The organism is Microbacterium telephonicum (genome assembly GCF_003651225.1).
In the GTDB taxonomy this organism is placed as follows: Bacteria; Actinomycetota; Actinomycetes; order Actinomycetales; family Microbacteriaceae; genus Microbacterium; species Microbacterium telephonicum.
Genome location: NZ_RCDB01000001.1, coordinates 292,966 through 309,013 on the forward strand (window position 1 = coordinate 292,966; position 16,048 = coordinate 309,013).

The 16,048-nt window shown below is 71.0% G+C and carries 8 protein-coding genes; 7 read left to right on the plus strand and 1 reads right to left on the minus strand.

The window, feature by feature from the left end:
* Positions 1-53 precede the first annotated feature (53 nt).
* The gene (gene recQ, locus C7474_RS01495; RefSeq protein ID WP_121057009.1) at positions 54-2,126 is read left to right on the plus strand and encodes a DNA helicase RecQ; all 2,073 of its coding nucleotides are present in this window, start codon (positions 54-56) and stop codon (positions 2,124-2,126) included.
* 60 nt (positions 2,127-2,186) lie between these two features.
* On the opposite strand, the gene C7474_RS01500 is transcribed toward recQ, so the two are convergent.
* Positions 2,187-3,446: a GNAT family N-acetyltransferase gene (locus C7474_RS01500; RefSeq protein ID WP_121057011.1), complete on the minus strand. Its 1,260-nt coding sequence runs from the start codon at positions 3,444-3,446 to the stop codon at positions 2,187-2,189.
* Between the two features lie 447 nt (positions 3,447-3,893).
* On the opposite strand from C7474_RS01500, the gene C7474_RS01505 reads away from it, so the two are divergent.
* From C7474_RS01505 to C7474_RS01530, 6 genes are all read left to right on the plus strand, one after another.
* A complete protein-coding gene (locus C7474_RS01505) occupies positions 3,894-5,999 on the plus strand; it encodes an acyl-CoA dehydrogenase family protein (protein WP_121057013.1) in 2,106 nt (701 codons plus the stop codon).
* Positions 6,000-6,061: 62 nt separating this feature from the next.
* On the plus strand, positions 6,062-6,646 hold the full coding sequence (locus tag C7474_RS01510) for a DNA-3-methyladenine glycosylase I (protein WP_422385772.1): 585 nt from the start codon (positions 6,062-6,064) through the stop codon (positions 6,644-6,646).
* A gap of 43 nt (positions 6,647-6,689) precedes the next feature.
* Positions 6,690-6,917 (plus strand): CopG family transcriptional regulator, encoded by a 228-nt coding sequence (locus tag C7474_RS01515; RefSeq protein ID WP_121057017.1) that lies wholly within the window; start codon positions 6,690-6,692, stop codon positions 6,915-6,917.
* Positions 6,914-7,342 (plus strand): TA system VapC family ribonuclease toxin, encoded by a 429-nt coding sequence (locus C7474_RS01520; protein WP_121057019.1) that lies wholly within the window; start codon positions 6,914-6,916, stop codon positions 7,340-7,342. The genes C7474_RS01515 and C7474_RS01520 overlap by 4 nt, the downstream gene beginning before the upstream one ends.
* Positions 7,343-7,457: 115 nt before the next feature.
* Positions 7,458-9,788 (plus strand): ATP-binding cassette domain-containing protein, encoded by a 2,331-nt coding sequence (locus tag C7474_RS01525; RefSeq protein ID WP_121057021.1) that lies wholly within the window; start codon positions 7,458-7,460, stop codon positions 9,786-9,788.
* Between the two features lie 165 nt (positions 9,789-9,953).
* Positions 9,954-16,013, plus strand: a complete 6,060-nt coding sequence (locus tag C7474_RS01530) for an Ig-like domain-containing protein (RefSeq protein WP_241965047.1) — start codon at positions 9,954-9,956, stop codon at positions 16,011-16,013.
* Positions 16,014-16,048: the final 35 nt, after the last annotated feature.

Sequence of the window (16,048 nt, forward strand, 5' to 3'; positions counted from 1 at the left end):
CACGGCGACCCCGCGACGACCGCCGTGTCGGCGCACGCGGTTAGCCTGGTTCGGTGAGCGGCTGGAACGACGACCCCTATGCCGACGTCCCCTGGGACGTCGACGACCTGACGCCGCCCGACGACCACGACGCGCCGCCTCCGCCCGACCCCGCCTTCGACGGCTACGGCGCGGCCATCGCCCGCGCGACGCGTGACCGCGCCGCCGGTGGTGCCGGCGCGCCGACCGCCGGTTCCCCGCGGGCCTCGACGCCGGTGCGAACCGCGCCGGCGGTCGCCGCATCCGCCCCCGACCTTCCCCCACGCCGCGATTTGACCGGCGCCGATCCCCGGGCCGTCCTCAAGGAGGTCTTCGGCTACGACGATTTCCGCGGCGACCAGGCCGACATCGTCGCGCAGGTCGTCGGCGGTGGCGACGCCGTCGTGCTCATGCCCACCGGCGGCGGCAAGTCGATCACGTATCAAGTGCCCGCGCTCGTGCGTCCCGGCACCGGGCTCGTGGTCAGCCCGCTCATCGCCCTCATGCACGACCAGGTCGACGCGCTGACGGCCAACGGCGTGCGCGCGGCCTACCTCAACTCCACGCAGACCCCGGCCGAGCGCGCCGGTGTCGAGCAGGCGCTGTTGTCGGGCGACCTCGACCTGCTCTACGTCGCCCCCGAACGGCTGAGCGTGGCGGCGACCACGGCGCTCCTGCAGCGCGCCCGGCTCAGCGTCATCGCGATCGACGAGGCGCACTGCGTCAGCCAGTGGGGTCACGACTTCCGCCCCGACTACCTCGCGCTCGGCGACCTCGACGAACGCTTCCCCGGGGTCCCCCGTATGGCGCTCACCGCGACGGCGACGAAGGCGACCCACAAGGAGATCACCGAGCGGCTGCACCTGCCCGCGGCGAAGCATTTCGTCGCGAGCTTCGACCGACCCAACATCCAGTACCGCATCGAGCCGAAGGCCGACCCGCGCAAGCAGCTCGTGCAGTTCATCCGCAGCGTCGGCGACGGGGCGACGGGCATCGTCTACGCGCTGAGCCGCAAGTCGGTCGAGCAGACCGCCGAGTACCTGCGCACGCAGGGCGTTGACGCCCTGCCGTACCACGCGGGCCTCGACGCAGGGCTCCGTGCCCGCAACCAGTCCCGGTTCCTCCGCGACGACGGCATCGTCATGGTCGCCACGATCGCGTTCGGCATGGGCATCGACAAGCCCGATGTGCGTTTCGTCGCGCACATCGACCTGCCCAAGTCGGTCGAGGGCTACTACCAAGAGACCGGTCGCGCGGGCCGCGACGGCGAGCCGGCGGTAGCGTGGATGGCATACGGCCTCGGCGACGTCGTGCAGCAGCGCCGCCTCATCGACCAGTCGCCGGGCGACCGTGCCTACAAGATGCGCATGGGGCAGCACCTCGATGCGATGCTCGCCCTCTGCGAGACCGTCGGATGCCGTCGGCAGAACCTGCTGGGATATTTCGGCCAGGCCTCCGACCGGTGCGGCAACTGCGACACGTGCCTGCAACCCGCCGACACGTGGGACGGTCTCGTGCCCGCGCAGAAGCTGCTGTCGACGATCGTGCGGCTGCAGCGCGAGCGCAATCAGGCGTTCGGTGCCGGCCACCTCGTCGACATCCTGCGCGGCGCCTCGACGGAACGCATCCGTCAGCAGGGCCACGACCAGCTCGCGACCTACGGACTCGGGGCCGACCTGACCGATCAGGACTGGCGCTCGGTCATCCGGCAGCTGCTGGCGCGCGGCATCCTCGTCGCGCAGGGCGAGTACGGCGTGCTCGGCATCGGGGAGGAGGGCGGCGCGGTGCTGCGCGGCGAGGCCGCCGTGCCGCTGCGCCGCGACGTGCTGGGCCGCACCGGCGGCGGGTCGCGCGTGCGCAAAGCCGCCGCGGCCGATGCCGTCGCCGAGGGTGACCGCGACCTCTTCGAATCGTTGCGCACCTGGCGTGCGGGGGTGGCGAAGGAGCAGGGCGTTCCCGCCTACATCGTCTTCGGCGACGCGACCCTGCGCGCCCTCGCCGAGCATCGGCCGCGGAGTATCGGCGACCTCGAGGGCATCACCGGCATCGGAGCGAAGAAGCGCGAGGCCTACGGCGAAGCCGTGCTCGAGGTCGTCGCCGCGAACTGACGGGCCGCAGACGCGCTCGGCCTGCGCCGGCGGCACGTGACACTCAGCGTCTGCGGGGTGTCAGGGCGCGAAGACCCGTACCCGCTCCACCCGCAGCACGTGTGGTAGCGCCGCGAGGTCGCGGTGTCCGTCGGGGCGGGGGAGCTCGTACACGTCGAGCATGAGCTGCACGGGATAGTCCAGGCGCTGACCGACCGACTTCACCCACTGGCCGTCGACGAAGAACCGCAGCAGGTCGGGGGTCCACTCCACGGCGTAGTCGTGCGGTGCGGTCAGGTCGCCGTCGATCCGGATCTTCTCGAAGTCCTCGCGCAACCGCGGATCGCGCTGCGGTTTCACGCCGACACCGACCCAGCCGCCGTCGTCCTCGATCTCGGAGCCGAAGATCTCGGCGACGCAGATCTCGCCGCAGTCGTCCGGGCGCGCTTCGAAGCCGATCGGCCAGAACGCGACCATGGCGTCCGGATGCCGGATCGCGCTCATCCGTACCTCGATCACGCCGTGGTGCGGCAGCATCAACCGGCGTTCCGTCTGTTGCTCCCGCACGACGAGTCCGTCCCGGAACCGGTGCTGGCCCTCGCCGGAGCCCACGGCACCCGAGTGCTGCCCGGTCTGCAGGTGCGACACCCTCACGTCGCCGTCCCACTCCGGCGCCCACGGCGCGGTGTCGACGTCGATGCGCAGTTCGAGGCCGTCGTCGACGTGATACCGGGCCGCGGATGCCGCGCGCGACGACCAATGCGGCGTGTAATGCGGCCACCACACGGTTTCGTCCAGTGCGTCGCCCGTGAACCGTTCGTCGAGCACCGGCATCCGCCCGGCGAGGTCGAGGGGCGAAAGGTCGAGCTCCCACGTCCGGAAGTGCAGGATTCCGCCCCGCCACGGCTCGCTCCCCTCGCCGGTCGCGACGAACCCCGCGCCGCGGCACAGCGCGTTCGAGGGCGGATTGTCGATCCCGGGGTACGCCACGAGCAGGTCGCGCCGTCCGTCGGAGCGCACCTGCGCGACCACCAGACGCAGGGCGGCTCGCGCCACGCCGAGACCCTGGAACTGCGGGAGGGTGCTCCACCCGGTCTCGAAGGCCTCGCGCCCGTCGTGGTCGACCTGCCAGTATCCGATGCCGCCGGCGGGCACGCCGTCGACGTCGACCCGGAACATGCGCGCCTCGCCCGACTCGTTCAGCCGCAGATAGCGGGCTTGGCGCTCGACGAGCTGCTGCGCGGTCTCGGGCCCGCCGAGGTGGGCCGTCATCTCGGGGGTGTTGAAGGCCTCCAGCAGCGGGAAGTCCTCGTCGGCCCATCGGCGCAGCGTGACGTCCATGACGTCATCGTCCGCGGGGCCTCCGACATCCGCAACCCGACGCCGCCGCCCCCCGCTCGCCAGTCACTTTCGGCGCCCTCCGGTGCCGCAAGGTCACCACAACCGACTGCCGAACACCGAAGCCACCCCCGAGTCTCGCGCTCGCCAGTCACCTGTGGCGGCCGTCAGCACCCCGCACCCACCACAACCGACTGCTGAGCGCCGACGCTAACCCAAGCCCCCGCTCGCCAGTCACCTGTGGCGACCTCCAGCCTTCCGCACCCACCACACCTGACCGCCGAGCGCTGACACTCAGTCCCACCACACGTGGGTTTCGGTTTCGCACAACCGGACACGCCCCCGTCGCCGCGAGGGTTTGTCGGCGGCATCCAACCGGCTTTGCACGCGGTTGTGCACGTTCTACGGTCGAGACAGACCCCAACGCCCACACCAGCCGAGAGGTGCGCCATGACCGACGCCGCCGTCCGTCCCACCACGCCTGCCACGAGCACGCGCACGCCTGCCGGGGGTGCGCCCACCGCCGCGCACACCGCCGAGGAGGCTCACGAGCCCCGCATCGACGTCGCCGCCGTCACCGACCTGCTGCTCGGCACGTGGGCCGACACGCGCCGCACCGCGCGCGAGATGATCAAGGACCCCGCGTTCTGGCGCATCGAGGGCCAGCCGATGCCCGACCACCGCGAGCGGGTGCTCTCGCAGCTGCAGCTGCTGGTCGACAACGACGGGTCGCGTCGCGCGTTCCCCGAGGAGTACGGCGGCCTGAACGACAACGGGGCGAACCTCGCCGGGTTCATGGAGCTCGTGCTCGCCGACCCGAGCCTGCAGATCAAGTCGGGCGTGCAGTGGGGACTGTTCGGCTCGGCGATCTACCAGCTGGGCACGACCCAGCACCACGAGGCGTGGCTGCGCGACGTCATCGACCTCACCCTCCCGGGCGCATTCGCGATGACCGAGACCGGGCACGGCTCCGACGTCGCCGCCATCGGCACCACCGCCACGTACGACCCCGACACCGAGGAGTTCGTCATCCACACGCCGTTCCGCGGCGCCTGGAAGGACTACCTCGGCAACGCGGCGCTGCACGGCAAGGCGGCCACGGTGTTCGCGCACCTGATCACCGGGGGCGTCGACTACGGCGTGCACTGCTTCTTCGTGCCGCTGCGCGACGACGAGGGGAACTTCCTCCCCGGCGTCGGCGGCGAGGACGACGGCGTCAAGGGCGGACTCAACGGCATCGACAACGGCCGGCTGCACTTCGACCACGTGCGCGTGCCGCGCTTCAACCTGCTCAACCGCTACGGCGACGTCGCCGCCGACGGCACCTACTCGAGCGACATCGCGAGCCCCGGCCGCCGGTTCTTCACGATGCTGGGCGCCCTCGTGCAGGGCCGCGTCTCGCTCGACGGCGCCGCGACGACCGGCACGGCGCTGGCCGAGTACATCGCGATCACCTACGCGAACCAGCGCCGCCAGTTCGACTCCGGGTCGGGCACCGACGAGGTCGTGCTGCTGGACTACGGCAAGCACCAGCGGCGCCTGCTGCCCCGCCTCGCCCAGACCTACGCCCAGTTCTTCGCGAACGACGAGTTGCTGCGCACCTTCGACGGCGTGTTCTCGGGGCGCACCGACACCCCGACCGAGCGCGAGAACCTCGAGACCCTCGCCGCCGCGTTGAAGCCGCTGTCGACCTGGAACGCGCTCGAGACGATCCAGGAGTGCCGCGAGGCGTGCGGCGGCGCCGGGTTCCTCGCAGAGAACCGCCTCGTCGGGCTGCGGCAGGACCTCGACGTCTACGTCACCTTCGAGGGCGACAACAACGTGCTCCTGCAGCTCGTCGGCAAGCGACTCCTCGCCGACTACGCGAAGCAGTTCAAGGGTGCGGATGCCGCGAAGCTCGCCCGGTTCGCCGTCAGCGAGACGGCCGGCAAGCTCTTCCACGGCGCGGGCCTCCGCCAGTTCGGCCAGGCGGTCACCGACCTGGGCTCGACGGCCCGCTCCGTCGAGCTGGGGCTGCGGGCCGACCAGCAGCACGAGCTGCTCGCCGACCGGGTGCAGCGGATGATCGGCGACCTCGCGGCGGCACTGCGTCCGTCGTCGAAGCTGTCGCAGGATGACGCCGCGCTGCTGTTCAACGCCCACCAGGCCGAGCTCATCGAAGCGGCCCGGGCGCACGGCGAGCTGCTGCAGTGGGAGGCGTTCACCGACGGCCTCGAGAAGATCACGGATGACGGCACCCGCCAGGTGCTCACCTGGCTGCGCGATCTGTTCGGCATGTACCTGATCGAGAAGCACCTCGCCTGGTACCTGATCAACGGGCGGCTCTCGACGCAGCGCGCAGCATCCGTCTCCCGCTACATCGACCGCCTCTGCGTGCGCCTGCGCCCCCACGCGCAGGACCTCGTGGACGCATTCGGTTTCGAGCCCGAGCACGTGCGTGCCCCCATCGCCTCGGGCGCCGAGCTCGCGCGTCAGGACGAGGCGCGGGCCCACTACGCCGCACTGGCGGATTCCGGCGAGGCCCCCGCGACCGAGAAGTCTCTGAAGAAGAAGTAGCAGACCCCTCGCGGTCACGGCCGGTGACTCATGGCCGGTGTGTCGGATGCCGCGGATAGCCTGTGCGGGTGAGTGACACGATCCTGGGGCCCGACGGACTCGCGCGCTGCGCGTGGGTCGGCGATGACGTGGAGTACCGCCGCTACCACGACGAGGAGTGGGGGCGTCCCCTGCACGGCGACCGCGCGCTGTTCGAGAAGATGAGCCTCGAGGGGTTCCAGGCGGGGCTCAGCTGGATCACGATCCTGCGCAAGCGCCCGCGGTTCCGCGAGGTGTTCGCGGGCTTCGAGCCGCAGGCGGTCGCCACGTTCGGCGACGACGACGTCGAGCGTCTCATGCAGGATGCCGGCATCATCCGCAACCGCGCGAAGATCCTCGCGACGATCGGCAACGCCCGACTGGCGCTCGCGATGGCACCGGGCGAGCTCGACGCCTTCATGTGGTCGTTCGCGCCGGCGCGGCACCCGCGCCGCGCCTCCTTCGCTCAGGTGCCCGCCACCACGCCGGAGTCCGACGCGCTGTCGAAGGCGCTCAAGAAGCGCGGGTTCCGCTTCGTGGGCTCCACGACGATGTACGCGCTCATGCAATCGGCCGGCATGGTCGACGACCACGTCGACGGCTGCCACCGCGCGACGGCCGTGCCCTGACGGCGCCTTGACCCCCTGATGCGTGATGCGTGATGATCGATGCATGCGGACGACGCTCACCATCGACGACGACGTGCTCGCTGCGGCGAAGCAGTTCGCCGCAGCGCGAGGACTCACCCTCGGTGAAGCCGTGTCGCAGCTGGCGCGCGCGACCCTGACCGAGCGGAAGCGGTTCGCGACCCGCAACGGCGTCGTGCTGCTCCCGGGGCCTCCGGAGGCGGGGCGCGCCACGCTCGACGACGTCAACGCCCTGCGCGACGAGTCGTCGTGACGGCGCACCTGCTCGACGTCAACGTCGTGATCGCGCTGATCGATCCCCTCCACACCCATCACGACCGCGCGCACGACTGGTTCGGCGCACGGGGCGGCGCTCCGTGGCATTCGTGCCCGATCGTGCAGAACGGGGTGCTGCGGGTCGTGAGCAACCCGAGGTACCCCAACACCCAACCGGCCCCCACGGTGCTCGCGAGTCTCGCGAGCCTCACCGCGCGCGGCGACCACGCGTTCCTCCCGGATTCGGTGAGCCTGCTCGACGGCGGTGTCCGCGCGGATCGACTGCTCGCCGGTGCGCAGGTGACCGACACCTACCTGCTCCATCTGGCCGTCGCCCGGTCCGTGATGCTCGCGACGTTCGATCGACGTCTCGTCACCAGCGCCGTCCCTGGTGGAGCCGACGCGCTCTTCGTCATCCCCTGACCGCGCAATCCCCTGAGCGCGGCATCGCGGACGTGATCTGTCCGCGGCACCCGCGAGACTGTAGCGTCACCTGCCGACACCCCGGCGCCCGCCGCGCACCCGGAACGAGGAGCACATGCCCGAGCACATCGCCGACTCCCACGAGGTCATCCGCGTCGTCGGAGCCCGGGAGAACAACCTCAAGAACGTCGACCTCGACGTGCCCAAGCGCCGCCTCACGGTCTTCACGGGCGTCAGCGGCTCGGGCAAGTCGAGTCTCGTGTTCGGCACGATCGCGAACGAGTCGCAGCGGCTCATCAACGAGACCTACCCGACGTTCGTGCAGCAGTTCATGGGCCAGCTGAGCCGCCCCGAAGTCGACGCGCTCGAGAACATCAGCCCGGCGATCATCGTCGATCAGGAGCGGATGGGCGCCAACGCCCGTTCCACCGTCGGCACCGCCACCGATGTGCACGCGATGCTGCGTCTGCTGTTCAGCCGTATCGGGCAGCCGCACGTGGGCTCGCCGCAGGCGTTCTCCTTCAATGTGCCCTCCGCCTCGGGTGCCGGGGCGATCACGGTCAAGGGCAAGAAGGAGCGCCGCTCGTTCGAGATCACCGGCGGCATGTGCCCGCGCTGCGAAGGGCTCGGCGAGACGAGCGACATCGACGTCGACGAGGTCGTCGACCGGTCGCTCTCGCTCGCGCAGGGCGCCATCCGGGTGCCCGGGTACAACGCCGACGGCTGGATGGTGAAGGGCTTCACCGAGTCGGGCTTCGTGGATGCCGACAAGCCGATCGCCGAATACTCCGAGACCGAGCTGCACGACTTCCTCTACAAGGAGCAGACGAAGGTCAAGATCTCCGGCATCAACATGACCTACGAGGGCCTCATCCCGAAGATCACCAAGTCGATGCTGCAGAAGGACCGCGAGGCCCTGCAGCCGCACGTGCGCGCGTTCGTCGAGCGGGCGGTGAAGTTCCTGCCGTGCCCGGAGTGCGGCGGCACCCGGCTCAACGAGGGCGCACGTTCGTCGAAGATCCTCGGTGTGAGCATCGCGGATGCCGCAGCGATGCAGGTCTCCGACCTCGCCGCGTGGCTCGACACCGTCGACGATCCCACCGTCGCCCCCCTCATGGCGACGCTCCGCCACACCGTGCAGTCGTTCCTCGACATCGGGCTCGGGTACCTGTCGCTCGACCGTGCCTCGGGCACGCTGTCGGGCGGCGAGGCGCAGCGGCTCAAGATGATCCGCCACCTCGGATCGAGCCTCACCGACATCACGTACGTGTTCGACGAGCCCACCGCCGGCCTGCATCCGCACGACATCCAGCGGATGAACCGGCTGCTCGAGCAGCTGCGCGACAAGGGCAACACGGTGCTCGTCGTCGAGCACAAACCCGAGGTGATCGAGATCGCCGACCACGTCGTCGACCTCGGTCCCGGCGCCGGCCGTGCCGGCGGCGAGATCCGCTTCACCGGCGACGTCGCGGGGCTGCGCGCCTCCGACACCCTCACGGGCCGCCATCTCGACCACCGTGCGACGCTGAAGGGTGCCGTGCGCACCGGCACCGGCGCCCTCGAGATCCGCGGCGCGACGCAGCACAACCTCACCGGCGTCGACGTCGACATCCCGCTCGGCATCCTCGTGGTCGTCACGGGCGTCGCCGGCTCGGGCAAGTCGTCGCTCATCCACGGCAACGTGCCCGCGTTCGACGACGTCGTCGTCGTCGACCAGGCGCCCATCAAGGGCTCGCGTCGCAGCAGCCCCGCCACGTATACGGGCATCCTCGACGCCATCCGTGCGGCCTTCGCGAAGGCGAACGGCGTGAAGCCGGGCCTGTTCAGCGCCAACTCCGAGGGCGCCTGCCCCGCCTGCAAGGGCCTCGGTGTCATCATCACGAACCTCGGGTTCACCCAGAGCGTCGAGACGCTGTGCGAGTTGTGCGAGGGGAGCGGGTTCAGCGACGAGGTGCTCGAGTACACCCTCGACGGCAAGAACATCGCCGAGGTGCTCGCGATGTCGGCGGAGGAGGCGGCGGCGTTCTTCCCCAAGGGCACGGCGCACACGATCCTCGCCCGCATGGTCGACGTCGGGGTCGGCTACATCACCCTCGGGCAGGCGCTCAACACCCTCTCCGGCGGGGAGCGGCAGCGGCTCAAGCTCGCGATCTCGATGGCGAAGAAGGGCGCCGTGTACGTGCTCGACGAGCCGACGACGGGCCTGCACCTGGCCGACGTCGACAAGCTGCTCGCGCTGCTGGACCGCCTCGTCGAGGCGGGCAACTCCGTCATCGTCATCGAGCACCACCAGGCGGTGATGGCGCACGCCGACTGGATCATCGACCTCGGTCCCGGCGCAGGCCACGACGGGGGCCGGATCGTGTTCGAGGGCTCGCCCGCCGACCTCGTCGCGCGCGGCGACACCCTCACCGCCCAGCACCTGGCCCGCTACGTGGGTCGCTGACACCTCCGGATCCGCGTACTAGTGGGCAGTTCTGCCCATGCGCAAGGGGTCGGTGCCGGGGAAATCGTGACGTAGGCTTTTGGCGTCCGTCCCACCGTGAGCGGCTGATTCAGCGATCAGCACCCGACGCACACCGTTTACGCCCCGGAGAGCCGAACAGTGAGAATGTCATCGTGGCTTCGTGCGCGCCCGCGCACGCTCGCTTCGATCGGCGTGGTCAGCGCCGCCGCCGTGACGATCGGCGCGCTCGCGTTCGCGTACGACGGCAAGCCGACCACCGAGGTCGACCTCAACGACGGCGGCGTCTGGACCACCAAGCAGTCGAGTCTGCTCGTGGGCCACTACAACAGCGAGTCGAAGCTGCTCGACGGCGGGCTGCGCACCACGTCCGACACCTACGACGTGCTGCAGTCCGGCGGCCAGGTGCTCGTGCACGACCAGCAGTCCTCCGAGCTCACCGTCGTCGACCCCGCCCGCGTCGTGCTCTCCGAATCCGCCAAGCTCCCCGCCGGCTCCGCCGCGTCGCTCGGCGCCGGCACCGTCGCGATCCTCGACCCCGCGGGTTCGCTGTTCGTCGTGCCGTTCGGCGCCGTCGCCGGCTTCGACCCCGCCCAGACCGAGCCCGTCGCCGACCTGGGGAAGGGCGCGCGGGCGGTCGTCGGCACCGACGGCACCGTCTACGCCGTCTCACCCGCGAACGGCACCCTCACCTCGTACGGTCGATCGGATGCGGATGTCGTCGTCGAGACGTCCTCGCGCGGCCTGGACGGTCTCGAGGCGACGCACGAGGTGCAGCTGACCGCCGTCGGGTCCGCCGGTTACGCGCTCGACGCCGACACCGGGAAGCTCTACGGCAGCGACGGGTTCACCGCCGAGGTGCCGGGACAGGCCACCGTGCAGCAGCCGTCGGCGGCCGCCGACACGCTGACGCTCGCCACTGCGACCGCGCTCGTGCGCGTGCCGCTCGGCGGCGGCGACAACGTCACCGTCGACGCCGGCGGTGCCGAGGGCACCGCGGCCGCGCCGGTGTTCGTCGCCGGCTGCGCCTACGGGGCGTGGAGCGGGTCGGGCCGCTACGTGCGCGACTGCGCCGGCGAGACCGACGACGTGATCGACGACGTGCCGGGCATCGAGCCGACGAGCGTGCTGCAGTTCCGCACGAACCGCGACGTGGTCGTGCTCAACGACGTCTTCGGCGGCGCCATGTGGCTGCCCAGCGAGAGCATGCAGCGCGTCGACAACTGGATGGACATCACGCCCCCCGAGGGCCAGGGCGAGGAAGAGGAGGAGACCACCGAGGAGACGGTGCAGACGACCCTCCCCGACCGCAGCGCCCAGAACACGCCGCCGCTGGCCGAGGACGACGAGTTCGGCATCCGCGCCGGCCGCACGACGGTGCTCACGGTGCTCGACAACGACACCGACGCCGACGGCGATGTGCTGGTCGCCTCCGCCACCTCCGAGCCGTCGTTCGGAGTCGTCGAGCCGATCCACAACGGCGGGGCGCTGCAGCTGACGGTGCCCGCCGACGCGACCGGATCCACGACGTTCACGTATCAGGTCGACGACGGCCGCGGCGGGACGGCCGAGGCGCGGGTGACCGTCACCGTCCACGGCGACGACGTCAACTCCCCACCCGTCCCCAAGCGCACCACTCCGATCACGGTCGAGACCGGCGGCACCGCGTCGTACAACGTGCTGCCCGACTGGATCGACCCCGACGGCGACGACATCTTCCTGAAGTCGGTGGTCGCCGACGGCGGAGACGAGGCCGACTACACCTCCGACGGACAGATCACCTACCGCGCCATCGGCGGCGTGCAGGGGCGCAAGGACGTGCCGGTCGTCGTCTCCGACGGCACCGACGACGGCGCCGGCATCGCGCGGTACGACATCCGACCGCTGGGCACCACCCTGCCGATCACGAACGCCGACCACGTCGTGACGCGGGTGGGCAAGTCGGTGAGCGTATCGCCGCTGACCAACGACACGAGCTCGGGCAGCGAGCAGCTGCGCCTCACCCGCGTAGACGAGGTCGAGGGCGCGACGATCACGCCCGCCTACTCCGACAAGACGTTCACGTTCACCAGCGACATCGTCGACACGTACTACGTGCAGTACCTCGTCTCGGCCGGCCCCAACTCCGTCCCCGGCATCGTCCGCGTCGACGTGCTCCCCGAGTCCGAGACCGACCTGCCGCCCGTCGCGGTGCGCGACGTCGCCCTGCTGCCCAGCGGTGGCGACGTGCTCGTCAACGTGCTCGCCAACGACACCGACCCCGCCGGCGGGATCCTCGTCGTGCAGTCGGTCACCGTCGGCGACGCGGGCGGGGTCGCCGCAGCCGTCCTCGGCCACGAGACCATCCGCATCACCGACCAGGGCACCCTCGACCAGCAGGTGCGGGTGTCGTACACGATCTCCAACGGTGCCCAGTCGGCATCCGGCGACATCGTCGTCATCCCGGTACCGGCGCCGTCGCGGCTGCGGCCGCCGGTCGCCAACGACGACCAGGTCGTGGTGCGCGCCGGTGACATCGTGACGATCCCGGTGCTCGACAACGACTACCACCCCAACGGCGACACGATGCACGTCGCCGAAGACCTCGTGCCGCCGCTGATCGACGAAGCGGACGGCGAGGCGTTCGTCGCACAGGACATGCTGCGCTTCCGCGCCGGCGAGGAGCCGAAGACCGTCTACGCGACGTACGAGGCCGTCGATTCGACGGGTCAGCGCGACGCCGGCTACGTGACGATCCAGATCCTGCCCCGCAACGACGAGGCCAACGCCGCGCCGCGTCCGCACGACCTCACCGCCCGCACGCTCAGCGGCGCGACGGTGCGTGTCGCGGTGCCGCTGGACGGCATCGACGAGGACGGCGACTCCGTCGAGCTCATCGGCCTCGCCTCGGCACCCGGCAAGGGGCGCATCGCCGAGACCGGCGTCGACTACTTCGACTACATCGCCTTCGACGACAGCGTCGGCTCCGACACCTTCACCTACCGCGTCAAGGACCGCCTCGGCAAGGAGGCCACGGCGACCGTGCAGATCGGCATCGCGCCGCCGGGAGAGATCAACCAGGCGCCCTACGCCGTGCGCGACTCGATCATCATGCGGCCCGACCGCCAGGTCGCCCTGTCGGTGCAGGCCAACGACTCCGACCCCGACGGCGACCAGTTCGGCTTCGCGCCCGACGCCCTCGACATCCCCGACGTCGACGGCCTCGCCGCCGAGACGTCCGGCAAGCAGATCGTCATCACCTCGCCGCCGGTGGCGATGCAGACGAGCCTGCAGTACACGATCGCCGATGCCCGCGGGCTCACCTCCACGACGAACGTGCAGATCACGGTCGACCCCGAGGTGCCGCTCGTGGCCCCCATCGCCGCCGACGACCGGGTGCGCGCCGAGGACGTGACCGAGGCGGGGACCGCCGACGTCGCGGTGCTCGAGAACGACGAGGATGCCGACGGCACCCGCGCCGCGCTGACGGTGACACTCGGCACCGGCGGGGAGGCGGCGACCGTCCGCGAGGGCGGCATCGTGCGCGTCACCTTGGGCGACGCGCCGCAGCTGATCACCTACACGGTGCGCGACCGCGACGGTCTCACCTCGTCGGCGTTCGTGCACGTGCCCGCCCTGAGCGCCCTGCCACCGAGCCTGCTGTCGACGACGGCCGTCGAGGTCAAGAGCGGCGAGAGCATCGACCTCCCGCTGAGCGAGTACGTGCGGGCCGCGGGCGGCAAGAGCGTCGTCATCACCGAGGCCGCGAAGGTCTCGGCGGTCCACTCCAACGGCGGTGCGCTCTTCAAAGACCAGACGACCCTCACCTACACATCGGCCGACCGCTACTTCGGTCCCGACGCCCTCACCTTCGAGGTCACCGACGGCACCGGGCCCGACGACCCGAACGGGCGCAAGGCCACCCTCACGATCCCGATCACCGTGCTGCCGCCCGACAACGTGCCTCCGGCGATGGTGGGTGCGGAGATCTCCGTCGCGCCCGACGAGCCGGCGACCACGCTCGACCTCGCCGGTCTCGCGACCGACCCCGACCCCGGCACCGAGCTCGACTTCGCCCTCGTCGGGGGCGCGCCCGACGGGCTCAGCGCCTCGGTGAGCGGCTCGACCCTCAGCGTCTCGTCGGATGCCGACACGCAGAAGGGCACGCGCGCGACCCTCACGGTCAGCGTGACCGACGGGGAGTCGGAGCCGGTCACGGCCCCGATCACCGTCACTGTGACGGCCTCGATCCGCCCGCTGCCGACCGCCAACGACGACATCATCGCCGAGGCCGACCAGGGCGACCGGGTCGACGTGCCGGTGCTCGACAACGACGTCAACCCGTTCCCCGACACCCCGCTGAAGGTCGTGTTCGCCGGCCTCGAGGCGGGCGAGGGCGCCGTCGACTTCACCGACGGACGGGTGTCGGTGACGAGCCCCGACGACTTCGTCGGCGTGATCGTCGTGCGCTACCGCGTGCAGGACAAGACGCTCGACACCGACCGTCAGGTCGACGGCCGCATCCGCATCACGGTGCAGGGGCGTCCCGACGCACCGGGCAAGCCGACGGTCTCCAGCGTGCAGAGCCGCACCGTGGTGCTCTCGTGGACGCCGCCGATCGACAACGGCAAGCCGATCACCGGCTACACGGTGAGCGACGCCGCGCGCGGCTTCGAGCAGGAGTGCCGCGCGACCACATGCACCCTCACCGGCCTCACGAACAACGTCGAGTACAACTTCACGGTCACCGCCACCAACGCCGTCGGCACCTCCGACCCGTCGGTGCCGTCCGAGACCGCGCGTCCCGACGTGCGCCCCGACACCCCGGCCCCGCCGACCCTGAAGTTCCAGGACCGCGCGCTCGACGTCTCGTGGACGGTGCCGCGCACCGAGGGCTCGCCGGTCGAGACCTACACGCTCGAGATCTCGCCCGCCCCGCCGTCGGGCGTCGTGCAGAAGACCGGCATCCCCGGCACCACGGTGCGCTGGGACGGCCTCGAGAACGGCACCAGCTACACCGTGCGCGTGCGCGCCCACAACCGCGCGCCGGAGCCGAGCGAGTTCAGCCCGTGGTCGCAGGCGATGGTTCCCGCCGCGCCGCCGTCGGCCCCCGCGGCCCCGACGACGCAGCGCATCGACTCCGTCGGCTCGCAGGCGCAGCTGCAGGTGTCGTGGGGTGCGCCCGCGCCCAACGGCGACGCGATCGCCGGATACGAGCTGCGCGTCATGCAGGGCTCCACCGTTGTGAACACGGTGCCCGTCGCGGCGGGCCAGACGAGCCAGGCCGTCACCGTGTCCACCTCGACGAGCGACTACACCTTCACCGTGCGCGCCCAGAACAAGGCCGGCTGGGGCCAGTGGAGCCCGGCATCCGCCCCCCGCCGCGCGTTCACGCCGCCGGGAGCGCCGACCGCGGTCGGCGCGACGGAGGGCAACAACACCGTCGGCGTCACGTGGCGGGCCGGCGCCCTCAACGGCGCCAACGCGAGCGAGGTGCGCTACGAGTACTCCGTCAACACCGGCGGATGGCGCAGCGACTGGGTCTCTGGCGGCAACAACGGGTCGGGCACCATCGGCAACGGTCAGGTGAACAACAACGGTGCGTACACGATCCGCGTCCGCGCGGTCGCCACGGCCGACGGATCGACGTACTACAGCGACCCGTCCGCGGCATCGAACCAGGTGCGCCCGTACGGGCAGATCGGCAACCCCACCGCCCGGGCGAGCGCGAGCGGCACGACGATCAACTACTCGTGGACCTCGCCCGGTCCCAACGGCCGCACCGTGACGACGCAGATCCGCATCAACGGCGGTGGCTGGGAGACGGTCGGCGCGTCGGGGTCGCGCTCGGCCAACGTCGGGCACAGCTACACCGGCACCATCGAGGTGCGCGCGAGCGCCGACGGCAGCAGCACGACCACGGCCTCCGCCTCGGCCCGCACCGCCGACCCGCCGCCGCCGCGCGCGTGGCTCAGCAAGTCCGGAAGCCAGTGGCCGGGCTGCGTGAACGGGTGCCCGTACTTCGTCGTGAATGTCGAGAACTTCCCCGCGGGCAACTATCAGATCAACTGCTACCGCAACGGCGGCAAGTTCAACACCTACCCCAGCCGATACGACGTGCCGTCGAGCGGGCGCGTCCAGTTGCAGTGCTGGCTGGGACAAGACGGCCATGACGCCTTCGCCCGCATCGAGGGCTGGGGTGACACCGAGCACGTCAATCCCTGGTAGCCGGCATCCCGCGTCACTCCCACCCCCACCTCCGA

Coding starts and splice junctions, on each gene's coding strand:
- C7474_RS01500 (WP_121057011.1), bottom strand. CDS start 3,446: ATGGACGTCACGCTGCGCCGATGGGCCGACGAGGACTTCCCGCTGCTG.
- C7474_RS01505 (WP_121057013.1), top strand. CDS start 3,894: ATGACCGACGCCGCCGTCCGTCCCACCACGCCTGCCACGAGCACGCGC.
- C7474_RS01515 (WP_121057017.1), top strand. CDS start 6,690: ATGCGGACGACGCTCACCATCGACGACGACGTGCTCGCTGCGGCGAAG.
- C7474_RS01525 (WP_121057021.1), top strand. CDS start 7,458: ATGCCCGAGCACATCGCCGACTCCCACGAGGTCATCCGCGTCGTCGGA.
- C7474_RS01530 (WP_241965047.1), top strand. CDS start 9,954: ATGTCATCGTGGCTTCGTGCGCGCCCGCGCACGCTCGCTTCGATCGGC.